Here is a 23,532-nt window from a genome sequence, read left to right on the forward strand (position 1 = left end):
AAAATAATTTATTCTATACAAGGGGGTGTATGGATGAAAAAATATGCGCTTTTTGTTTTGCTGGTCTTTTTTGCAGTTGCAGTAGGTATTCAATTTTCAGAACCGGTAGCTGCAGCTAAATGGGTTAAATTAGATAAAAAAGTGATCTATAATCCTTATTTAGAACCAGGAAATACAAAAATAGTTTTCATGGTATATAAAAAGGGCAAAAATAAGGTAATGGTTAAACAGAAGTTTTATGTGAAAGATCCCGGATCAACTAAATTTACTTATCGATACACTTGGACAAATTATCTGACAAAAGTTTCTAAGAAAAAACTAATTTTTAGACAATGGCATGCTATTGACGAGAGATATGGGAAAAAAATCTTTAAAACCAGATATTCTGCTGTTAAATTCTACTATAGATACTATATAAAAAAATATATTAATACACTAAAGCCCTGATAAAAATACAGCAGATTTCTACTTTATATTATTTTTAACTTTTTTTTAAACCATCATTTAAATGACATTAATTGAATTTCTTATTTTCACCGAGGTTAATCTTATATAATACGGTGTAGATTTTATTTTATAGAGAATTTTTATTGATTCTAAATGAAGATTATACCCATCTTCAGTGTAGAAGGTGATTAAATGCGTGTACTTTTAATTCATTCTGATTATTTAAAGTATCAGACCAAGTCCAAAACAAAAATAGCTGAAAAAATAGACGATGATAAAAAACAAGGATCATTTGATAACTCTTTAGTAGCTTTTACTGCTGTAGAGAAAGAAGATGAAGGGAATATAGACGAAGTTATTTCAAATGCTGTTACTGAAATAAAAGACGTCTTTGGGAAAGTAGGGGCAAATAATATTGTAATATACCCCTATGCTCACTTAAGTTCATCTTTAAGTTCTCCTGATGCGGCAAAAACTGTATTAAAAGGAGTAGAAGAACAACTTCTCCAAGATGGTTTAAAAGTGGTCAGAGTACCGTTTGGTTGGTACAAATCTTTTGAAGTATCCTGCAAAGGACACCCTTTATCTGAACTTTCCAGAACTATTTCTCCTAAACCAAAGGAAGAAGTTAAGGAAGAAAAGTCTGAAGAATCCAAATGGTACATTCTGGATCAAAAAGAACTTATACCTGCTTCTGAATTCAAATTTGAAAATGAAGATCTGCGAAAATTGGTAATGTATGAGTTAGGTAAAGCGGAATCTACTGGAGAAGAACCTCCTCATGTTAAATTAATGAAGGAAAAGGGAATGGCTGATTACGAGCCATCTGCTGATGTGGGTCATTTAAGATGGTATCCTAAAGGTCGTTTAATCAGAGACCTTCTGGCTGACTATGTATATTTATTGGTGAGTAAAGAAGGAGCCATGCCTGTAGAAACTCCAATCATGTATGATTTGGCAGATGATGCTATACGCGCCCATGCTGAGAAATTTGGTGAAAGGCAATACAGAATGAGCCATAAAAATAAAGAACTCATGTTGAGATTTGCCGCTTGTTTCGGGGCATTTAGAATATTATCCGATTCATTTTTAACCTGGAAAAATCTCCCTGCAAAAGTATACGAACTTTCCACTTACAGTTTCCGGTTGGAGAAAAAAGGAGAAGTTGTTGGACTTAAAAGACTTCGCGGATTTACTATGCCTGATTTACACACAGTTTGCCGTGATTTAGATCAGTCACTGGAAGAATTTGATAAACAGATTGATATGTGTATGCAAACAGGCAAAGACTTCAATGTGAATTATGAAGTCATCTTCAGAGCAACTGAAGATTTTTACCAGGAATACAAAGATTGGATGTATGCTGCTGCTGAAAAAATTGGAAAACCTCTGCTCTTGGAAATTTTACCAGAGAGAAAGCATTATTGGGTTTCTAAAATGGATTTTGCTGCCATTGATTATCTAGGGCGCCCTATTGAGAATCCTACTGTTCAAATAGACGTGGAAAGCGGTGAAAGATTTGGTATAAGTTACCTGGAAGAAAATGAGGAGGAGGGATGTCCCATCATTCTTCACTGCAGTCCTACTGGCAGTATTGAACGGGTTATCTGCAGTTTACTTGAGAAAACGGCTGTGGAACTTAATGAAAAACCACCAATGCTCCCGATATGGTTATCTCCTACTCAAGTTAGATTCTTACCTATTGCTGAGAGACATATGGAATATTCTCTGAATCTGGCGGATCAACTTAAAGAGCAGAACATCAGGGTAGATGTTGATGATCGACCTGAAACTGTTGGTAAAAAAATACGTAATGCTGCTCAGGATTGGGTTCCATATGTGGTCGTTATTGGTGATAACGAGCTTGAAAGCAGTGATTTAACTGTTAATATTCGAGAAACTAAGGCTAAAGAAAGCATGACTATACAATCATTGATAGAAAGAGTTCAAGAAGATAACAACTCCATGCCATTTAGAGGATTGCCTTTACCTGTTAAAATTTCCCAAAGAATTAATTTCTAAGGGTCATTTTTTTATTTTTATAAAGTGCTGTTTGAAAGAGTTTTTATTAATTTCACTCAGATATTCAATTTTTAATTTTATTATAACTTATAAGTTATAACTTATACTAATGAAAAGAGTTATAACTTATAACTAATATTAATTATTAACAAAAAGTAACATAGGGAGGTTTTAGAATGGGTGAAGTTATTTCAATAATTAATCAGAAGGGAGGCTGCGGTAAAACCACTACTGCTGTAAATTTATCTACTGCTCTAGCATTATTGGACAAAAAAGTCCTTATAATTGATTTAGATCCTCAGGGGAATGCCACCACTGGTTTTGGAGTTCAAAAATCTGATTTGGATTTTACCATTTATTCAGTCTTAAGTGGACAAAATGACATGCAGGAAGTGATTATTCCTACCATGGTGGAAGGTCTATTCCTGGTTCCATGCAATATTTCATTAAGTGGAGCAGAAGTGGAACTAAGTAGGGAAATAGGATACCACTCTATTCTGGAAGAAGCAGTCAATGAGGTTAAAGAATTTTATGATTATATAATTATTGACGTGCCTCCTTCTTTAGGTATTCTTACATTAAATGCCCTGGTAGCATCAGATAGTGTTATAATACCAATACAGGCAGAATATTATGCTTTAGAGGGCATGGCGGACTTATTAAAAACTATGAATTTGGTTGATGAAAGACTTCAGAGTCCTTCTCCTATTAAAGGTATTTTAATGACTCTGTATGATTCCCGCACCCGTTTGGGCAGGGACGTCCACACCGAAGTTAAAAAATTCTTTGGTGATAAAGAACATATCTTCAAAACAACCATTCCCCGTAATGTGCGTTTGGCAGAGGCACCCAGCTATGGTAAACCATGTATACTATATGATCAAGAGAGCACTGGTACCATTGCTTATATTAAATTGGCACAGGAGCTGGTAAAAATGGAGGAGGAATAAATGACTAAAAAGAAATCCTCCCAATCAAAAAGCTTGGGCTTGGGCATGGGACTGGATGCTCTTATAAAATCCAAGACCAAACCTGCTTCAAAAACTCCAAAAACTGTTGAAGAAAAACCAGAAAAAAAGCCGGCTCCCAAAAAATCGAAACCAAAAACTAAGAATAAAGCCGCGAAAAAAGAGAAAGCTCGCCCTAATAAACCTTCTAAAACTCAAGTTTCTGCAGATGATGAGATGTTAGGTGCTGTTTCAAAAACTGTAAAAAATAACCCAAGGATTACTTTATGGTCCGCCCAATCTGCTGCGGTCTTAAGATATCTCAAAAAAACACAACCCGAGTTTAGTATAAGTAACGAAGCATCAAAACTCATTGATGAGGCTGTAAAAGAGAAATATCCGGAGATATGGGATCTTTTCAACGACCTCTAATTATAACTTATAACTTATAAGTTACAACTTATAATTCTTTTTTAGTAATTATCCAGTGCCATTTGGTAAGTACCTTTCAGTTTAATGAAAGGTTCAGCTCTACTTACAACTACTCCCACTTTTTTTAAATCCGCTAATTTTTGAAATGGACGTTTTTTCCTTATAGCAATAATTCTTTTTGCCGAAACAGCCCCAATTCCCGGCACCCTGAGAAGATCTTTGTAGGATGCTTGATTAATTTCCAGAGGGAAAATATCCATATTTAAAGCAGCAGTGTATTTAGGGTCCTGATCCATATTTAAAAGTCCGCTGTCGTCAAAAACAAGTTCATCTATTTTAAAATTATATGAATTAATAAGCGCATCGGCCTGGTACAACCTTCCTGATCTTTGAGGATGGGGTTCATCTAGATTTTCAAGGGGGGTCTCTTGCAGCGGTTGGAATGAACTGAAATATGTTCTCTTAACATTGAGATTTTTATATAACCACTTAACTCTATTTAGAATATCTTCATCAGTTTCATCAGTAGCCCCAATAATCATTTGTGTTGTTTGTCCGGAGGGAGCATATTTAGGATTTTTAGAGTGTATGCGGTTGATCCACTTTAGTCTTCTTAAAATATCTTTTTGATAGTCCTTGGTGGTAGTAAGTTCACTTAACCCCTCAGGAGTAGCAGTTTCAATATTCACACTAACTCTATTTGCTAGACCCATAGCTCTTTTAATTATATCTTTAGAAGCACCAGGTATGATTTTAAGATGAATATAATCATTGTAACCATAATCTAAACGTAAAAGCCTGGCTACTTCCACTACTTTTTCCATAGTAGAATCAATATCTCCAGAGATTCCTGAACTTAAAAATAATCCATTAACATAATTATTTTGATAATAATTTAAAAAAAAACGGCTTAATTCTTCAGGAGTTAGTTCCATGCGGGTAAAGTTTCTATCTTTGTGATTAACACAATATTTACAATCGTTGCAGCACTTATTACTCATTAAAACTTTGAATAAGGGTATTTGACAACCATTACTCCCAGTACTATAATAAATACCCGGGAGATTAGGGCGAGATTGTTTCTGATGATTAACATAATCACATAAGTCATATTGTGCAGTGTCACTCAGAATCTGCATTTTACGCATGGTGTTCATTAATTAACTATTATTTTTTTTAGATACTAAATTGTTTATGGTAGTCCATGTGAAGAATAATTTTACAAAAAAAGGATAAAAAGGATAAAAATAGGCATTGTGAAAGATAAAACTTTAGTGAAAATAATTATTTAAAGACAATCATTCATTTACTAGCGATTATAAATTCTAATTAACATGTTAAATTATTAAAAAATGTTTTAAACCAATTTTTTAATTAAAAACACTTAAAAATCATTTTTTTAGTTAAAAAAATATCTTGAACATTTTTTGACTCTGAATAATTCGCATTTTACACTTTAAAATAAATTTCTATTGTTTTTAATAAGGGAACAATCAAACAGAAAGGCCTATTTTTTAAAAAAAATCGGGTATAGGTTCTTAATTCTTATAATTTAAAATCATCATTATATGGTTAATACTTTATTCACCAATACTTTTTAAAAGCGCTTTAATCTTAAAAAAGAGTTCTTAAAAGCCATTTTTCAGGGTTTTGGACCAAAACATTTATATGCCATGGCCATGTGATATGAATTAGTCCAAATGGTACTCTTATGGGGTATTTTTAAAATTTGGGCATGGAGGCGGTACAATTACGCGATACATTAAATATACTCTATTACTCGCAGTAGGGTTAGTGGTTTGTTGTTTGTCTTTTTCACAAGGTATTTCCACAGAATCAGTTCAAAAATTGAACTCTAATAATTCTATAAACGCAGATGAAGATATTTCTATCGTAAATGCGGTTTATAAAAAGAAAAAAATAAAAGTCAAAGTTAAAATAATAGTTAAAAGATGGTATTATTCTGAGACATTGGGTAAGTGGACATACAAAAATGTTACTCGTTATAAATATGTAACTCGATACAAGAAAGTTAAGTCTTCATCAAAAGCTTATTCTTCAAAAGTGGGTGCTTCTTCTATCATAGTAGATTCAGAATATTTGGAATCTCAAGGGCGGTGTTCCTGCAGTTTGCACAAAGACTACAAAGAACACTACTCCAAATTTAAAAATTACTGTCCCTACTGTAAAAAACATGGGACATTAGTCTATGAAGAAGGACGTAGTTGTCCAGAGGGTATGTGGGTCTGCAGTTCGTGTGATGCAGATTACTGTTTAGTTCATGGGAAATCACACACTTCCAAAGCTAAATATCTTAAAAAAGTTAAATCGAAAAAATGAATGAGGATCTAGTTTATAAATCCTCAAATCTCTCATTTTTTTCCCATGTATTGTCCTGAATTAATTTAACTCCTATTTTTGCAATTTCACTGAGGCCACTATTTCTACTCAAATACTTAAATAAAATGGGGAATGAGTATATATTTATGAGAATTGTATTGGCCGGCACCGGGAGTGCTGTGGGAAAAACCACAATTTCCACTGGCATAATGAGTGCTCTTTCTTCAAAAAATAAAATTCAACCTTTTAAAGTAGGACCAGATTACATTGACCCTACTTATCATACTCTAGCCACGGGAAAACCTTCACGTAATTTAGATTCTTTTTTCATGTCTGAAGCCCAGATAAGGGAAGCGTTTTTCAGAGCAATGAAAATATCTAATTCTAAAATCGGCATAATTGAAGGTGTCAGGGGACTTTATGAGGGTATAAGTCCCACAGGAGATGTGGGTAACACTGCGTCAATAGCTAAAGCATTGAATGCTCCTGTTATTCTTATTATGAATGCACGAAGTTTAGTTAAAAGTGCAGCTGCAGTTGTGCTGGGCTTTAAAATGCTGGACCCTGAAATTAAAATTGAAGGTGTTATTTTAAACCAAGTTAAAGGTCAGAGACATTACCTTAAAGCAAAAGAAGCAATAGAAACTCTAACTAATACTCCTGTTATTGGAGGTATTCCCCGGAGTGATTCACTAACAGTTGAACAAAGACACCTGGGTCTGGTTCCAGCAGTTGAAAGAGAGAATTTATTAGGGTTTATTGAAAAATGGAGTCGGGTAGTTGAAGAAAATATTGACCTGGAATTATTAGAAGATATAATGGGCAATGCAGGTAAAATATCATCTGAAAGAGAAGACCTATGGCAGATAACTAATCGAAAAAAAGTAAAGGTAGGGGTGGCCCTGGATGAGATTTTTACATTTTATTATAAAGAAAACTTAGAGGCATTGGAAGATAATTCTGCTAAGGTGATTCCTTTCAGTCCTTATCACGATGAAGAAGTGCCTGATGTAGATGCACTTTATATCGGTGGGGGATATCCTGAAATCTTCGCAGGCGAACTTGAAAAAAATCAGAAAATGCTGCAGTCAGTAAAAAAATTCCATCTTGATGGCAGACCTCTTTATGCGGAGTGTGGAGGATTAATGTATCTCATGCAGTCTATAAACCAGCATAAAATGTCAGGGGTCTTTCCTTATCCTGCGACTATGACTAAAAAGGTGCAGGGGCTGAGTTATGTAATTGCTAAAGCACAAGAGAATAATATTATTTCTAAAAAAGGAGACATTTTCCGGGGGCATGAGTTCCATTACTCTAAAATAAAAACCGATAACCATGCCAAATTTGCATTTGAGATTATCCGTGGAAAAGGAATAATAAATTCTCAAGACGGTATAATGGAAAAAAATACCGTGGCTAGCTATGTTCACACACATGCCGCAGCATGTCCGGGATTTGCAGCTAATTTAACTAAAAATGCCGCAGAATTTTAGAATCATGAAATGTAGATACTATGAAATTTATTAATTCTATAAAAATAGATGTCTTTTCGCCTTACATCATCATATTTGCCCTATTTTTATATATTGTTCTGGCTATTCCTGCGTTTTATTATAATATCCGGGGCTTGAAACAACCATCTATTTGGGTTTTTATTTATATTATATTAGGGAGCATATTTTTTACTTTAGGAATTCAAACTCCCAATTTGCTTATAAAAACTAGATTAAATTCATTTAATTTTTTAGATAGGGTATATGTGGATTATAAAAACTTAAAAGATAAATTTGGAAATATTAGCATAAGTCCTAAATATTTCACTCGCCTGGAACTTATAATTCTGATAATTGTATTGATGGGACTGTTGCTACAAAGTATTAACATTCTAAATTCTGGAGGAATACCTCTTTTCAGTGGCTACTTAAAAGCAAAAGCAGTTACTAAAATCTGGGTTATTTCTTATCTCTTATTTTTGCCTGGAATCAATGTCTTGCTGGCTAAGTTCAATAGAAAGTGGTATTATATATTATTCGTAGTGGGGATGGGGATATTCGCCTTAACGGGGTACAGGACCACTACCATAGTTATCTTACTAAGTGGATTCATTACTCTTTATTATACTCGAAATTTTAAGTGGAGCTATTATTTGGCATTTATTACCGGGCTTTTAATTTTAGGATTATTGGTGGGATACGTCGCTGTTAAATCAATTGAATGGCAGCAGTGGTCTTTAAATCCGTTTGAACTAATATTTTACCGGGCAGGTTATACTTTAACTGTTTTTGATAAATTGTTGGAGTTACCTGGCGCTACTCAGGGTAAATTATTTTATTATTCTATGACTGGATTTTTCCAGTCTGCTGATCCTAGGGCAATTGTAGGGGAAGTAGTTTTGGGATACAAACATTCCACTACATCCACCATATTTGGCCCAAGTATTCTGGATTTTGGAGCATGGGCTATGTTTATCCAGATGTTTTTATTAGGATTAATCCTTCAGTTATGCTATGTTCTACAAAAACTTAAAAAAGGAATTTACACGGCTTTTTATGCAGTTATTCTGGCTCAAACATTAGTTTGGATTGAAACCGGCCCTACTGATTTAGTTGTATGGCTTTTTTACGTAATGGCCTTGGTTGTGATGAGTTATGGATTAATCAAATATGCAAATGATTCAGAGGGGGCAAGCAATTCATGAAAATTGCTGTTGCAGCAGAATTAGCACCTGCAAAATCTATTATTCCTGTGATTAAACGTTTAGATGCTGAAATTTTAGGTCTGGCTCATGGAATTGGTGCTGATGAATTATTAATGCCCTATTGCAACAAGATCAAATTCATTGGTCAGGGGAGAGGGGCTGGTTCTAAAAAAAGATCAAATTCGCAGCTGGCTTATCTAGTAATGATTGATATATTCAAGACCATAAATGCTCTACGGGGGGAAAAAATTGATCTACTTTTAACCTGTGGCAATGCAGGAGATGTTAGGAAAGGCTTGGCAGCAGCTAATATACTGCGAATTCCCACCCTTCATATTGAACAGGATATCTATAATCCTATTGAGCTTATAGCATTTGCAGACATAATCACTGCGCCATCTGAAAATTATAAGAAATATCTTCAAGATAAGTATGGCCTTACAAATATTCGCAATATTGGAGGATACCCTCTTGCAAATTTTCTCACTCCTGTTGATATTATGGACAAAGAGAAAGTTCATCAGTTATATGGTGTAGATGAGTTTATTCTGCTGGCTTTAGGTGGAGATTTAAAGATTGAAGATCTGCCTAATTTAATAAATGCCGTCGAAAGTTTGGAAAAATCAGTTCTTATTGCTCCTTTTAGATTCGATAGGAATCATATTAAAAAAATGGTTAATTCATCAAATATTAAGGTTCTGGAGGGATTTGTTGATCTTCCAAGCATTATGAATGCTTCATCGGCTATGATTTATGGGGCAGGGATGGGCATGACCATTGAAGCCGCGGTTTTAAATGTCCCCTGTCTTAAAATAGCGGGATTTCACCGTAAACATGCCAGTGTTGATCTGGCCACAGAATTGGGGATAAAAATCGTGGAAATTAAAGAGATTCCTCAAAAAATAAATGATTTATCTCATCCACAGGCAAAAAATCTCCTTAAAAATTCTAAAAACGCTACTGATAGCTTGATTAAAATAATAGAAACTTTTAAACATCAATCTCATTCTAAGGGAGGTTATAAAAGTTTAAAAAGGATTTGGGATGCACGGTCTAAATTCCGATGACTGCATTTCTTTGATAAATATTTTTTTTCACTTTTGATTAATTTTCACACTTCAAATAATATTAAATACTAAAATAATTATTACTTATTTAATACACATTTGGAGTTTAGTATTATGGAAAACATTTTAGAAAATGAATCTTGTGAAGAAAAAATCGCTGTACAGAGTACTCCATATAACTGTGGTCCTGCTGCCTTGGTCATAGTGCTTAGAGGAATGGGCATTAATTGTAGTGAACAGGAAATTGCGAATATTGCAGGCACTGATGAGACAGGTACCAGTATGTATGGTTTAATGTGCGCTGCTAGATCTAAGGGAATTGATGCTGTGGGAATGAGAGTTGATATTGAACTTTTGAAGAGAATGGATATTGTTTTCTTAAATTTCGGCGGAAAATTCCACTACAGTGTGATTGACAGAGTAGAAGATAAAGCAGTATTCTTAGCAGACCCTGCTTTGGGAAGAGTTGAATTAACTAAAGAATATTTTAAAAAACTTTACACAGGCAATGCTCTGGTAATTAAAAAAACAGGAATTCGCATAAAAAATCATGAGAAAAATTGATTACTAATTGTGAAAAAGGATCAAATCATAACGTGAGTAATAATAATACTCGAATAAATATTCTATTTTTTAATATTAATTCATAAAAACATGTTACTACTATAAATACTTACTTATCGGATTTAAATCAAAAAGTACTTAATATTATAAGTAGTAACACTTTTTGGTGATCTAATGGTTGTAAAAATCGGTATAATTAAATGTGGTAACATAGGTACATCTCCAGTCTTGGACTTATTACTTGATGAGAGAGCTGACCGGCCAAACATAGATGTTTGTGTAGTAGGTTCTGGGGCTAAGATGAACCCAGAAGAAATTGAAAAAGCCGTACCATTAATGCTTGAAATGGAAAGGGACTTTGTAATATTCATAAGCCCTAACCCAGGTGCTCCAGGTCCTGCTAAAGCAAGAGAATTATTATCTGCTGCAGACGTACCTGCCATCATAATTGGTGACGCTCCAGGGCTACGATCCAAAGACGAAATGGACGAACAAGGTTTAGGTTACATCATCGTTAAAGCCGACCCAATGATCGGTGCACGAAGAGAATTCCTGGACCCAACTGAAATGGCGTCATTCAACGCTGATGTAATTAAAGTATTAGCTTTAACTGGTGCTTACAGAGTTGTACAAAACACAATCGACGCTGCTGTATCTGCTGTTGAAGTAGGAAGCGCAATCGAATTACCTAAAGTGGTAATTTCTAGAGATGTAGCTGTTGCAGCTGCTGAATTCTCCAGCCCATACGCTAAAGCTAAAGCTATGGCTGCTTACGATATCGCTACCAAAGTAGCTGATATTGATGTAGAAGGTTGTTTCATGGTTAGAGATGCAGAAAAATACATACCAATCGTTGCATCTGCTCACGAAATGATTACAACTGCAGCAAAACTCGCAGCTGAAGCTCGAGAAATCGAAAAAGCTAACGATACTGTTGTCCGAACCCCACACGGCGGTAAAGGACAAACCATGGCTAAGTCTGCTTTAATGGACAAACCGGAATAAATTAGCTAACAAGCGGTCCTTTGGACTGCTTATTTTTTTGTTTTTTTAAATAATTCTGCTTTTTTTAAGATTCTTATTTTATATTATTTTTAAAATAAATTTATAAGAAATTTTTCTCATCATATTTTATTTTAAAACGGTTGTAAGTGTTAGGGTAGCTGAAGATAGGTGTATTTATTAATAAATAATTATATATTTAATATTATCCAATATTAATTATCTATTTTATTCATATTTGGGTGAAATCATGATAGAAAACCTTATAGAACGTTTTTTCAAAGCAGCCACTATGGAACGATGGAATGATCATATTCGTCCAGTAGAACTTACTGAATTGGATAAACAAGCACATAAAATGATCATAGCTTATGTTTTGGCTAAAATCGAGGAAGATAGTAGGGGCAAAGGATCTATCAATTGGATAAACCTCATTGAAGGATTTTTATTTGATTTTCTCTATCGTTTAGTTTTAACCGATCTCAAACCATCAGTATTCCACCGTATGATGGATGATAAGAGGGAAGAACTTAATAAGCACGTTTTAAATGAATTAAAAGTTGATTTAGAAGGTTTAAACGACACTCAATTTGAAAATAAATTTAAAACGTATTTATCTAGTAGAGAAACTACTTTAGAACGAAAAATCTTGAGGGCGGCCCATTATCTGGCCACCGACTGGGAATTTAAAATTATTTACAACACGGCTCCTTTTATTTATGGTATAGAAAAAACCAAGGAAAATATTGAAAACCAGATCGAGGATCACTACGACTTAATTGGTGTTCAAAAAATAATGTTAGAAAAGAAATCTTTTGGTTTCATAGATCTCTGTGGACAATTAAGGTTTCAAAAAAGATGGGCTCATTCTCCGAGAATTCCTGAAACATCGGTTTTAGGGCATATGTTGATTGTAGCAGCTACTTCTTATTTGTTCACTATGGAAATTGGAATAATTCCGTGTGAAAAGCGAATCTACAACAACTTCTTTGCGGGGCTGTTCCATGACTTACCTGAAGTATTGACTAAAGATATCATCTCCCCAGTTAAACAATCGGTTGAAGGTTTAGACGACATTATAAAGGAATATGAGGATTATCAGATGAAACGAGAGTTACTTCCTCTTCTTCCAAAGACATGGCACGAAGAAATGCAGTATTTCACGGGAAATGAATTTAAAAACAAAATCAAAGAGAAGGAGGAAATTATTTTTGTTTCATTTAAAGAACTGAATAGAACATACAATAAGAATGAGTTTTTGCCATTAGATGGAGAAATTCTTAAGGCGTGTGATCGTTTAGCTGCTTTCGCTGAGACCAAGATATCATTTCGTCATGGGATAACGTCCAAAGACATGGAAGAAGCTCAAAAAAGCATGATGGATGAGTGGAAATCTAAAAAAGTATCTGGCATTGATTTTGGACAAATTTTCCGAAATTTAGAGAAATTAATTGATAGGTAAGGGATTGTAATGGATCATAATCAAACTTTTGAAAAATATAATGAAATAATGGTTTTAGCATCTTCTAAGCGTCAAACACTTGATTCAATATCAAATAAAGATTTAGAAGCCATTAATGAATTTTTAAATTTCCAGATTAATCAAATAGATTCACTGTTAGATGAGATTGATTACTTAATTTCTAACTATCAGAACCTAGAAGTAGAAATAGAACCTCATGAATTAAATGAAATGGAACACGATTTGAATAATTTAAGAAAGGATTATGTGGAATTTAGTAAAAATTTAGAAATTTGATAATCTATTTTTTTTTTTTAATTAAGCAGGGTTAACTAAAATCATAAAATGTCATTTATCTAATTTTTATATTAATTTAGAACCTCAAATATAGTTTTTTAATGGAAATATTGCGTTTTTAGCCACTATTTTTTTTATCTTTCCAATACTTAATTTATGATTAGTATTACTAAATTAGAAAATTTCTTCTAAAAATTAATAATAAATTACAAGTTATATGTATTAATATACTACTTATTCCAATATTTTTCTTACTAACACGATGGAGGTGAAAAAGATTAGAAAACAAGTGATATTCATACTGACGACATTTGTTTTCATTATGGCTTGCTGTGGTGCAGTGGCCGCTACTGATTCACAAGGGGGTGTAAATGATACACAAACGACTGAATCCGATGCAAATGAAAACCAAAATCAAAATCTAAATCAAGGTACGAGTGAGCCCGATCCGCGTATATATGGTGTGATTTTAAATAACACTACGCCGGCTCATGGAGCCCTTATAAACATTAAAAACCCGACTAATAATTCTTTAATCGCTTCTGGTGTGACCAATGCCAGTGGTGAATACGATATCTATTTTAATTCCAGTTTAACACAGTTTCAAGTTGAAATAATATTTGCGAACAAGAACTTTACTTCAACTGTAACACCAACAGGTACACCTATACCCACCGCTGAACTCAACTACACATTTGTACCATCTCAAATGTTAAAACCAGTAAAAATGGTCACGGTAATAGGAGGATATGGGTTCACTCCTCTGCAGAAAATATTGGATGCTTACAATGAACTAAATCTTGAAGGCTATGAATTCGATTTAAAAGTATTTTATCATGCAGATATAGCTTTTGCAGGCGCTGCCAGAGAAAATTTTGCAAATGAACTTAAAACAGCAAACATTTTCTTCATGACATCAGGGTTTTCTTCAACCCAACCACAAGCGTTTTCAGAGATTACAGAAATAATCGACAACAATTTACCCACTAACGCAGCTCTAATCCAGACGGGATCCCATTATCTTGGATCAAGAAATAAAACAACTTATTCATATGGATTTAGTAGTAGTTACAGTAAAGAAACTATTAAAAAAGTTTTCTTAAGTGTTTTAAAAATTGGCGGAGCAATAGACAATTCTACAAATACTACATTTGTTCCAGAAACTTCTCAAGATTTAATATATCATCCTGATGCTAGTACGGTTTTCACTACTTTTTCAGAATATTTGAACTGGTATGTGTCAGCAGAAAAGTTTAAACCAAATGGAGCTTGGATTGGATATGTATTTGACTGTTCATTTTATAATACTGAAGATTTACAAGTAATGAACGCTATAATATACAATCTAGAATCTAAAGGAATTAATATTATTCCATTAAGTCAAAGTACCCCATTAAGTCATTCTGGTAACAATAATTTCACTATTTACAGGAATGTTTTCACATTGGATGGAACTCCTTTAATTAGTGCACTTATTATCCAAAGCCATTCCAGTGGAGTACCTACAAGCATAGCCATGTACAAGGAATTAAATGTTCCAGTTATAGGGGCAATGATGATAGGGCAAACCACACTCCAAGATTACCTTAATAATAGTATGGGGATAACTGGAGGATATGAACTCAATTTATGGACTATAGGTCCAGAGATCGCGGGACGTGTTGGAAATGTGCTGGTGGGTGGTCTGAATATAACCAGTGTAGACCCAGTAACAGGGATGGAAATAAAATTGTTTACTCCCTACGAGCCCGGTCTAAATCAACTCTGTGATATGACAATTGCATGGGCTAATTTAAAAACCAAAAACAATGCTGATAAAAAATTAGCACTAGTATACATCGACAATACACACGATGAAACAATGCCTTCTGCAGCAGGTTTAAACCTACCAGAAAGTATTAGCAACATATTGAACGCTTTAAAAGATTCAGGTTATGATCTGGGATCAAATAATAGTCTAAATGCATCAGATATTTTAGCTCTAATTAATGATCATGGTAGGAATCTGTTAAATTATACTCAAAGTGACTTATTAACTCTGATTCAGAAAGGCGCTATAACAGTATCTAAAACAGAATACTTGCAGTGGTACAATCAGTTATCAAACTCTCTTAAAGCTCAAGTTGAGTCCGTATGGGGCCCTGCTCCTGGAAATTTGATGGTATATGGGGATAAAATCGTTATTCCTGCTGTAATGCTGGGCAATGTTTTATTGGCCCCTCAACCTATTTGGAAGTGGGATGGATCTTTATCCCGCCTTTATGGTGATGAAAATTTACCACCAACTCATCAATACATAGCATTCTACTTGTATTTACAAAATAAATTCCAAGCTGATGCTTATGTCCAATTGGGAGATCATGGTACTTTAGAACTATTGCCTGGACACAGTCTAGGCATGACTGCTGATGATTGGCCGAATACACTTATTGGTGCTATGCCGCATATTTATATCAGAAACATGGCTGGAGAAGATGCTACAGCTTCTAAAAGAAGAGCCTATGCTTTAATTATAACTCACCTTGTACCTGCTGTAACAGAAACTCTCCTATATGGTAATTTACAGGAGCTACATGATCTGGTGACGTCCTTTGATGATGCATACCAAAGGAATGATACTGAGAGAATGTCTATATTGAAGACTCAAATATGGAATAAAATCAATAACGAAACAGGTTTAAGTGAAAGACTAGGTATTAATTCTGCAACTGGGTTTGGGGTTGTTTTAACCAAGCTACATGATTACTTGCACACTTTACAACAACAACTTACTTATTATGGTCTGCACACTTTTGGTGAGCTACCGGACAATGATACTCTGGAAAAATTCATTGATGCAATAATATCTTTCGATCCAGCTACTCGAACCAGCCAAAGAGACGAAATAAGAAATCTGCTAATTCAAAGTGCTTCCAATGAAATGAATGCGCTGTTAAATGCATTGTGTGGGGGCTATATTGAACCATGCAGTGCAGGAGACCCTGTTAGATCATTAGCAAACTTACCCTCAGGTCGTAATAAGTACACTTTCGATCCAAGAAAGGTTCCAGATAGTGCTGCTATGATAATTGCTGCTAATTCAACAGCATCACTACTACAGCGCTACATGGATAGCCATGGTAACAACACCTACCCTGAAACAATTGCGGTTCCAGTAAGTGGTGGGGAAGTAATGCTCACCTATGGTCAGAGCATTGCAAGTATTTTCTATCTATTGGGAGTAGAACCTGTTTATAACAGCGGTATGGTTGTGGGGGTTAAAGTAATTCCACTCAGTGAAATGGGAGGCAGACCCCGAATTGATGTGCTTATCCAGGCATCATCTAGCCTAAGAGATGCATGTCCAGATGTAGTCAAATTACTTGACGAAGCTATTGGAAAAGTTGCTATTCTTAATGAGTCAACCAGTCAAAACTATGTTCGAAAACACTATTTGGAGCTGATCCCTCTACTTGAAGCCGAATTCAAATCTCAAGGTAAAACTGATGCTGAGGCTAAAACTTTAGCTGAACGTCTAGCTCGTGCAAGAATATTTGGTTTACCGCCTGGTGCTGATCCGCATGGAGTGGGAGTTGCAAGGCTAATGAATTCTGATTCGTGGACTGAAGAGGAATTAGCCGAGACATATCTTGATTATAATTCATATGTCTATGGTGATGGATTAGATGGCATCTCTGGAATGCCTGGTCGTTTGATAATGGAAAAACTACTGGCTACAGTTGATGCTACTATGGCCATAAGTCCATCTGCAATCTCTGGTAATCACAGATACTTTGGATCTGCAACAATAAACAGTGTGGTAAAATACATCACTGGTAAAAATATAACCAGTTACATTGTTCTAACAGGGGATGGATCTTCTAGAGTTTTAACTATTCAAGAATCAATGCACGACGACTTATCTTTGACATTATTCAATCCTGTTTGGAGAGAAGGAATGTTGAAGGAAGGATACTCCGGACTGACTACCATAGCCCTTAGAATTAGAAGTATTTTCCGTACAGATGCTATGATGGATGTTATAAGTAGTGCTACATGGCAAAAAATTGCCAACACGTATCTGTTTGATAAAAACATGTTCAGCTTGTTTAGTTCAGATCAGCAAAATATGATTGCTAACACTATTTATCAAGCATATAAACGAGGAATGGTTAAATTAACTGATTCTCAGGCTAAGATGTTGGCTAAGATTATGGGTGTTGAGGGCACTGAGTCTGATCCTGGTAATCCGTCTACTCCTTCTACTCCTAGTAAGCCGAGTTCTCCTTCAAGTCCTGGTGCTCCGTCCGGTCCGAGTGGCCCGAGTGGGTCTTCTAGTAGTCCTGGGACTTCTGTGAGTACTTATTCGTCGGTGTCTGCTCAGTCTGTTGATTCTAGTGAGGCGGCGGCTGAGGCTGGTGATGCTTCTTCTCAAAAGGCTTATGAGGTTTCTAAGACTGATAATTCTTCATCTAAGGATGATTATAACTATGCTTATGCTATAGTTGGTTTATGTTCTTTGATGGGTCTTATTGGGTTTGGTTATTTCAAAGGAATCGGTAGAAACTAACTAATTTTCCCATTTTCTTTTTTTATTTTTTAATACTACTGAGGATTGTATATTACTTAAAACTCATTTCATATATTGTTTTTTATTTAAATAAAGGTTATTTTTTATTATTTTCTATAAATAAAGTTAAAAAAGTTTTAAAATCAATTTTAAATAATTTTAATTTCGCATCGATTTGAAACTATGGGGATTAGTATTACGTATTTATGTTTAGTATTACAAAAACTCTGATTTTCCCCCTTTCAGTAATAATAAATTTAAAGACATATGTATTAATATGTGGGTTTAGTCTATAACATTGTTACAAATTGAATGGAGGTGAAAAAGATTAGAAAACAAGTGATATTCATACTGACGACATTTGTTTTTATTATGGCTTGCTGTGGTGCAGTGGCCGCTACTGATTCACAAGGGGGTGTAAATGATACACAAACGACTGAATTTAGTAGTAATGAAACAAATGATAATTCAAATCAGGGTACAGTTGAACCAGACCCGCGTATATATGGTGTGATTTTAAATAACACTACACCGGCTCACGGAGCCATTATAAACATTAAAAACCCGACTAACAACTTAACTCTTGCTTCTGGTGTGACTAATGCCAGTGGTGAATACGATATCTATTTTAATTCCAGTTTAACACAGTTTCAAGTTGAAATAATATTTTCTACTTTTAAGACTTTCACAACTACAGTAACTCCTACAGGATCACCCATACCCACAGCAGAACTCAACCACACATTTGTACCATCAAAAATGCTAAAAGATGTGAAAATGGTTATACTGGTGGCTGGTAGTAGGGTTGGAACAATTGACAGGGTTATGAACGATGTTTACCTGAATCAACTGCTTGCAGAAGGCTATGATTTTGAATTAAAAATCTTCGCTGAAGATACTGCATCTACGGATACAGAGGTCTTTGAAAAATTTAGTAATGAGCTTAAAACAGCCAATATATTTGTAATGATCAATCCGGGTAGTAATGTATTCACGGCATATCTTTCGTCAATTGTGAAAAACATGCCCAATGGTTCTAAAATATACTTGATTGGAGGATCTAATCCTTTAAGTGGATTTAATGTAACAACACTCTCATATTCATCAGTTCTCAATGCAAATTTAAGTCCTGAGAATATTAAAAGAGCAATGTTGGCAGTATTGAAAGATTTTTCGGCTATTAGTAGTTCAACTAATACTACAATAATTACAATGCCAACTGATTTTGTTTATCATCCGGACACTACTCAGATATTCGTTACTCGTCAGGATTATGTGGATTGGTATGTTTCTGCTGGAAAATACAAAGTTAATGGTCCTTGGGTTGCTTTAATATTCCATAGTTGGTATTATGGTGCTAATGATTTGGCTGCGTATAATGCATTGATTTATGCTTTGGAAGAGCGTGGTGTTAATGTTATAGTGCCTATTATGAGCAGTTTTTCTACAGTTGCTAATACTTTCTTTATGGTTAATGGAACTCCTGCTATAGATGTTCTGATTACTCACTTGCATAGTGGTATGACTGATAATGCTAGTGTGAGTATAATTAATCAGTTAAATGTACCAATACTTAGCCCAGTACACGTTTTCCTTCAGGATACCATTGATGGTTATTTGGCTTATAGTATGGGTTTAACTGGTAATGAACTTACTACGTGGATTATCACTCCTGAAATTAATGGACGTATTGAGCCGGTTTTGATTGGTGGTTCTAAGAGTATAGGTGTTGATCCGATTACTGGCGCTGATGTGAAAATATTTGTGCCTTATCAGCCAGGTATTGATCAATTGGCGGATCGTGCTTATGCTTGGGGTGTTTTGAAGCATACATTGAACAGTGATAAAAAACTGGCTTTGATATACTTTGATAATACTCACGATGAGGGAATGCCTGTTGGAGGAAGCTTAAATATTGAAGCAAGTTTGGCTAATATCCTTAAAGCTCTTGCTGCTGATGGATATAATATAGGTTCTTTGAGTTCGTCAAATATAACTGCTGAAAGTGTTTTGGCTTTGATAACTGATCACGGACGTAACCTTGTAAATTACACTCAACAAGACCTTGCAACTCTCATCCAAAAGGGTGCTCCTACTATGTCTGTGCAGAAATATTTGGAACTGTATAACCAGTTACCGGCATCTCTGCGTAAACAGGTAGAAGATGTTTGGGGTCCTGCTCCGGGGACTTTAATGATTTACAATGGTCAGATAGTATTCCCGGGTATAATGTTAGGTAATATTTTCATGGGGCCGCAGCCAATATGGAAGTGGAATGGCAGTACCTCTGATCTGAGTGATGATACGTTACCACCGACTCACCAGTACATTGCTTTCTATTTGTGGTTGCAGGATGTTTTTGATGCTAACGCAGTAGTGCATGTTGGAGAGCATGGAACATTGGAGCTTCTTCCTGGACACACAGCAGGTATGACTGAAGATGACTGGCCAAATACATTGATCGGTGAAATGCCGCATATCTATATTTACTCTGGAGCAAATAACAATGCTAAAAGGCGAGCTTATGCAGTTATTATATCCCACTTGACTCCGCCGGTTGTTGATTCTGCTTTGTATGGTAATTTATTGGAGATGCATGATTTACTTGAGTCATTTAATGAAGCATATAATCAGAATGATAGCGAGAGAATGGCTATATTAAAAGCTCAAATTTGGAATAAAATTGATAACCAGACCGGTTTAGCTGAAAGATTAGATATAAACTCTAACACTAGCTTTGGAACTGTTTTAAATAGGTTGCATGATTACTTGCATACTTTGGAACAGTCTTTGACTACGTATGGTTTACACACTTTTGGTGAACTGCCTGATAATGAGACGCTAGAGAAATTCATTGCAGCGATTATTGCCTATGATCCAGGAAACAGGACAGGGATGCATGATTATATCCTTGATCTACTTAATCAGAGTGTGACCAATGAAATGGCTTCTTTATTGAAGGCATTAAATGGTGGATACATTACTCCGGGTGTTGCAGGTGATCCGGTAAGGGATTTAACATCTTTACCAACAGGACGAAATACATATTCATTTGATCCAAGGAAAGTTCCCGACTCTGCAGCATTGATTATTGGTACTGCTGCTGCAGAAGCAGTTTTACAACAGTACTTTAACAGTACCAATGGGACATTCCCTGAAACAATTGGAACTTCAATTCGTGGAGGAACAACCATTGCTACTAATGGGGTAGATATTGCTACAATATTCTATTTCCTGGGTGTAAAACCAGTATACTTGAATGGTGTAATTGTTGGAACAGAAGTTATTCCTTTGGAGGATCTGACCATTACTATTGGTAATACCACGGTTCAGAGACCAAGAATTGATGTGATGATTGGTGCTTCTGTAAGCTTCATTAATGTCTGTTATAATATAATAGAGCTTATTGACAAAGCTGTTCAGCAAGTTGCTCTTTTAAATGAGTCTATCACTCAGAATTTCGTGCGCAAGCATTATCTGGCTATGATGGGTGAATTAAAAGCAGAACTTATTGCGCAGGGTTTAAGTCAAAGTGAAGCTGAAATTCAAGCTGAGCGATTAGCAAGAGCCAGGATATTTGGTTTACCTCCGGGTGCCGATCCTCATGCAATGGGGACTGCTAGACTTCTGCGTTCATCTGAATCGTGGACTGAAGAAGAATTAGCAGAAGCTTACTTGGAATATGAGTCATATCTGTATGGTTATGGTTTAAATGGAGTTCCTGGAAGAAGTGTAATGGAGAAACTACTAAAAACAGTGGAAACATCTATGGTGATTAGTGCCCGTGTGACTAATGGGGCGACTGCGCCTACTTATAGGGGCATAACTATGATTGAATTCATGGTTAAACGCTTAACAGGTAGAAACATAACCAGTTATGTTGTTAATACGGGTTATGCTAAAATAGATGGAACTACTGTGACTGGTATTACTGTGAGGACGCTTCCTGAAGCATTATATGATAGTATAACTATGACTCTCCTAAATCCTGTTTGGAGGCAGGGTATGCTTAGTGAGGGGTCTGCAGGACAAAGGCGTATTGCATTGGCTATCCGTTCAATGTATACATTGAATATTAATGGTGCAATAAGTCCGGCTATGTGGCAAAATATTGCTAATATGTATTTGTTTGGTCCTAATAAGCTTACAGATCCTATGGCGATATCTATGCTGGCCAGTGTTATAGATCGGGTTAGTAAACATGGTATGATGCAGTTAACTTCTGAACAGGCTAAGATGTTGGCTAAGATTATGGGTGTTGAGGGTACTGAGTCTGATCCTGGTAATCCGTCTACTCCTTCTACTCCTAGTAAGCCGAGTTCTCCTTCAAGTCCTGGTGCTCCGTCCGGTCCGAGTGGCCCGAGTGGGTCTTCTAGTAGTCCTGGGACTTCTGTGAGTACTTCTTCGTCGGTGTCTGCTCAGTCTGTTGATTCTAGTGAGGCGGCGGCTGAGGCTGGTGATGCTTCTTCTCAAAAGGCTTATGAGGTTTCTAAGACTGATAATTCTTCATCTAAGGATGATTATAACTATGCTTATGCTATAGTTGGTTTATGTTCTTTGATGGGTCTTATTGGGTTTGGTTATTTCAAAGGAATCGGTAGAAACTAACTAATTTTCCCATTTTCTTTTTTTATTTTTTAATACTACTGAGGATTATTCCAACTTTTTTAGATTTAAGGAATTATTACAAAAAATCCTGATTTTAAGTTAATAGTAATAATAAAACTTTAATAATAAGTATGCATATATTATTTTAGAGATTATAATCAACCAACACGATTGAAAATTTTTAATTTGATAATCGGTTTTTTGGCAAGGTGGGACGATGAAATATTTTAAAAAAGATTTTTTTCTGTTGACTATATGTTTAGTGATTATTTTGGGGTTTTCAGGAGCAGCAATGGCTCACCCCGGACACGGAACTGAATATCCTGATGAAATAATTATAGATGATAATTCTGGCGGCGGCACTGATCAAGGCTCTACTGATCAAAGCAGCAACAACAATAACGCTAAAAAGACCACGGATTCTAACTCCAATTCAAAATCGGGGTCAACTTCAAATTCTAATTCAAAAGATAATAAACAAACCAGTTCTAATCAAAATAGCAATGGGGATTCCAATTCTGGACAAAGTCAAGATACTACTTCACAAAATGCAGAAGACGGGGATACAGGAACTTTAAATAATGAAACGAATAATCAAACTGATTCACATACTAATAACACCACTACAAGTTCAAGTGATAATTCAAACTTTCCCTGGGCTATTGCAATAGTAAGTGTAGGTATAATAGCTGGTGCTGGATTTTATTTTAGAGATGATCTTTTGAAGAGATAATACTCGTTATTCTATTTTTTTAACAGAGTTAAAATGGGATATAAGTTCAAAATATCCCAATAACTATTTTAAAATATTTTTTTTATTAAGTCATATCTGATTTCAAGCGGTATGTAGAACTTGAATTTTATAAAAATTCAAAAGTATTAAATTCCTTCTTAAAATGCTTATGATAGTATTATTTTTAGTTATGTTATTACTTTTTTCAACTTTTTAAGGGGTCATGTAATAACATAAAGTATATTTATTGTATTACTCCAAATGAGGTGATGAAATAGAATTCGGTTATTCTATTTTTACATTAATTGAAATGGAGGTGAAAAATGATGAGAAGAAAGCAATTGATTTTGATTTTGACTGTTTT

Annotated in this window: 16 protein-coding genes; 15 read left to right on the forward strand and 1 reads right to left on the reverse strand. The window is 35.1% G+C overall.

Translation table 11 applies throughout. The annotated features are described in order from the left end of the window. The first annotated feature begins 33 nt into the window (after window positions 1–33). The 4 genes from MXE27_RS04310 (at window position 34) to MXE27_RS04325 (ending at window position 3,848) form a co-directional block, all read left to right on the forward strand. Window positions 34–447, forward strand: a complete 414-nt coding sequence (locus MXE27_RS04310) for a hypothetical protein (protein ID WP_248611172.1) — start codon at window positions 34–36, stop codon at window positions 445–447. Between the two features lie 192 nt (window positions 448–639). After that, window positions 640–2,469: a threonine--tRNA ligase gene (locus tag MXE27_RS04315; RefSeq protein ID WP_248611173.1), complete on the forward strand. Its 1,830-nt coding sequence runs from the start codon at window positions 640–642 to the stop codon at window positions 2,467–2,469. 176 nt (window positions 2,470–2,645) lie between these two features. Beyond that, window positions 2,646–3,419 (forward strand): ParA family protein, encoded by a 774-nt coding sequence (locus MXE27_RS04320; RefSeq protein WP_248611174.1) that lies wholly within the window; start codon window positions 2,646–2,648, stop codon window positions 3,417–3,419. After that, a complete protein-coding gene (locus tag MXE27_RS04325) occupies window positions 3,420–3,848 on the forward strand; it encodes an AAA family ATPase (protein WP_248611175.1) in 429 nt (142 codons plus the stop codon). A 41-nt stretch (window positions 3,849–3,889) separates the two neighbouring features. On the opposite strand, the gene MXE27_RS04330 is transcribed toward MXE27_RS04325, so the two are convergent. Continuing rightward, window positions 3,890–5,005: a putative DNA modification/repair radical SAM protein gene (locus MXE27_RS04330; RefSeq protein WP_248611176.1), complete on the reverse strand. Its 1,116-nt coding sequence runs from the start codon at window positions 5,003–5,005 to the stop codon at window positions 3,890–3,892. Window positions 5,006–5,654: 649 nt separating this feature from the next. Here MXE27_RS04330 and MXE27_RS04335 point away from each other — a divergent pair. The 11 genes from MXE27_RS04335 to MXE27_RS04385 all read left to right on the forward strand — a co-directional run bounded on the left by MXE27_RS04335 (window position 5,655) and on the right by MXE27_RS04385 (window position 23,168). After that, window positions 5,655–6,188: a hypothetical protein gene (locus tag MXE27_RS04335; RefSeq protein ID WP_248611177.1), complete on the forward strand. Its 534-nt coding sequence runs from the start codon at window positions 5,655–5,657 to the stop codon at window positions 6,186–6,188. Window positions 6,189–6,334: 146 nt separating this feature from the next. Next, window positions 6,335–7,681 (forward strand): Ni-sirohydrochlorin a,c-diamide synthase, encoded by a 1,347-nt coding sequence (gene cfbB / locus MXE27_RS04340; protein WP_248611178.1) that lies wholly within the window; start codon window positions 6,335–6,337, stop codon window positions 7,679–7,681. A gap of 20 nt (window positions 7,682–7,701) precedes the next feature. Beyond that, on the forward strand, window positions 7,702–8,886 hold the full coding sequence (locus MXE27_RS04345) for an oligosaccharide repeat unit polymerase family protein (RefSeq protein ID WP_248611179.1): 1,185 nt from the start codon (window positions 7,702–7,704) through the stop codon (window positions 8,884–8,886). Then, window positions 8,883–9,953 carry a glycosyltransferase family protein gene (locus MXE27_RS04350; RefSeq protein ID WP_248611180.1) on the forward strand — a complete coding sequence of 357 codons (1,071 nt, stop codon included), beginning with the start codon at window positions 8,883–8,885 and terminating at the stop codon, window positions 9,951–9,953. The genes MXE27_RS04345 and MXE27_RS04350 overlap by 4 nt, the downstream gene beginning before the upstream one ends. Before the next feature lie 114 nt (window positions 9,954–10,067). Beyond that, complete coding sequence (locus MXE27_RS04355) at window positions 10,068–10,517, forward strand: cysteine peptidase family C39 domain-containing protein (RefSeq protein ID WP_248611181.1); 450 nt, start codon at window positions 10,068–10,070, stop codon at window positions 10,515–10,517. A 174-nt stretch (window positions 10,518–10,691) separates the two neighbouring features. Beyond that, on the forward strand, window positions 10,692–11,522 hold the full coding sequence (locus MXE27_RS04360; protein ID WP_248611182.1) for a F420-dependent methylenetetrahydromethanopterin dehydrogenase: 831 nt from the start codon (window positions 10,692–10,694) through the stop codon (window positions 11,520–11,522). A gap of 247 nt (window positions 11,523–11,769) precedes the next feature. Further along, the gene (locus MXE27_RS04365; protein ID WP_248611183.1) at window positions 11,770–12,981 is read left to right on the forward strand and encodes an HD domain-containing protein; all 1,212 of its coding nucleotides are present in this window, start codon (window positions 11,770–11,772) and stop codon (window positions 12,979–12,981) included. A gap of 9 nt (window positions 12,982–12,990) precedes the next feature. Continuing rightward, on the forward strand, window positions 12,991–13,278 hold the full coding sequence (locus MXE27_RS04370) for a hypothetical protein (protein ID WP_248611184.1): 288 nt from the start codon (window positions 12,991–12,993) through the stop codon (window positions 13,276–13,278). A 262-nt stretch (window positions 13,279–13,540) separates the two neighbouring features. Next, complete coding sequence (locus tag MXE27_RS04375; protein ID WP_248611185.1) at window positions 13,541–17,827, forward strand: cobaltochelatase subunit CobN; 4,287 nt, start codon at window positions 13,541–13,543, stop codon at window positions 17,825–17,827. A 312-nt stretch (window positions 17,828–18,139) separates the two neighbouring features. After that, window positions 18,140–22,435, forward strand: a complete 4,296-nt coding sequence (locus MXE27_RS04380) for a cobaltochelatase subunit CobN (protein WP_248611186.1) — start codon at window positions 18,140–18,142, stop codon at window positions 22,433–22,435. A gap of 217 nt (window positions 22,436–22,652) precedes the next feature. Next, window positions 22,653–23,168, forward strand: coding sequence for a hypothetical protein (locus MXE27_RS04385; protein WP_248611187.1), 516 nt, complete (start codon window positions 22,653–22,655; stop codon window positions 23,166–23,168). Window positions 23,169–23,532 lie beyond the last annotated feature (364 nt).

This window comes from Methanobacterium alcaliphilum, from assembly GCF_023227715.1.
GTDB lineage: Archaea > Methanobacteriota > Methanobacteria > Methanobacteriales > Methanobacteriaceae > Methanobacterium_E > Methanobacterium_E alcaliphilum.

Coding starts and splice junctions, on each gene's coding strand:
- MXE27_RS04310 (WP_248611172.1), top strand. CDS start 34: ATGAAAAAATATGCGCTTTTTGTTTTGCTGGTCTTTTTTGCAGTTGCA.
- MXE27_RS04315 (WP_248611173.1), top strand. CDS start 640: ATGCGTGTACTTTTAATTCATTCTGATTATTTAAAGTATCAGACCAAG.
- MXE27_RS04320 (WP_248611174.1), top strand. CDS start 2,646: ATGGGTGAAGTTATTTCAATAATTAATCAGAAGGGAGGCTGCGGTAAA.
- MXE27_RS04325 (WP_248611175.1), top strand. CDS start 3,420: ATGACTAAAAAGAAATCCTCCCAATCAAAAAGCTTGGGCTTGGGCATG.
- MXE27_RS04330 (WP_248611176.1), bottom strand. CDS start 5,005: ATGAACACCATGCGTAAAATGCAGATTCTGAGTGACACTGCACAATAT.
- cfbB (WP_248611178.1), top strand. CDS start 6,335: ATGAGAATTGTATTGGCCGGCACCGGGAGTGCTGTGGGAAAAACCACA.
- MXE27_RS04345 (WP_248611179.1), top strand. CDS start 7,702: ATGAAATTTATTAATTCTATAAAAATAGATGTCTTTTCGCCTTACATC.
- MXE27_RS04350 (WP_248611180.1), top strand. CDS start 8,883: ATGAAAATTGCTGTTGCAGCAGAATTAGCACCTGCAAAATCTATTATT.
- MXE27_RS04355 (WP_248611181.1), top strand. CDS start 10,068: ATGGAAAACATTTTAGAAAATGAATCTTGTGAAGAAAAAATCGCTGTA.
- MXE27_RS04360 (WP_248611182.1), top strand. CDS start 10,692: ATGGTTGTAAAAATCGGTATAATTAAATGTGGTAACATAGGTACATCT.
- MXE27_RS04365 (WP_248611183.1), top strand. CDS start 11,770: ATGATAGAAAACCTTATAGAACGTTTTTTCAAAGCAGCCACTATGGAA.
- MXE27_RS04370 (WP_248611184.1), top strand. CDS start 12,991: ATGGATCATAATCAAACTTTTGAAAAATATAATGAAATAATGGTTTTA.
- MXE27_RS04375 (WP_248611185.1), top strand. CDS start 13,541: ATGGAGGTGAAAAAGATTAGAAAACAAGTGATATTCATACTGACGACA.
- MXE27_RS04380 (WP_248611186.1), top strand. CDS start 18,140: ATGGAGGTGAAAAAGATTAGAAAACAAGTGATATTCATACTGACGACA.
- MXE27_RS04385 (WP_248611187.1), top strand. CDS start 22,653: ATGAAATATTTTAAAAAAGATTTTTTTCTGTTGACTATATGTTTAGTG.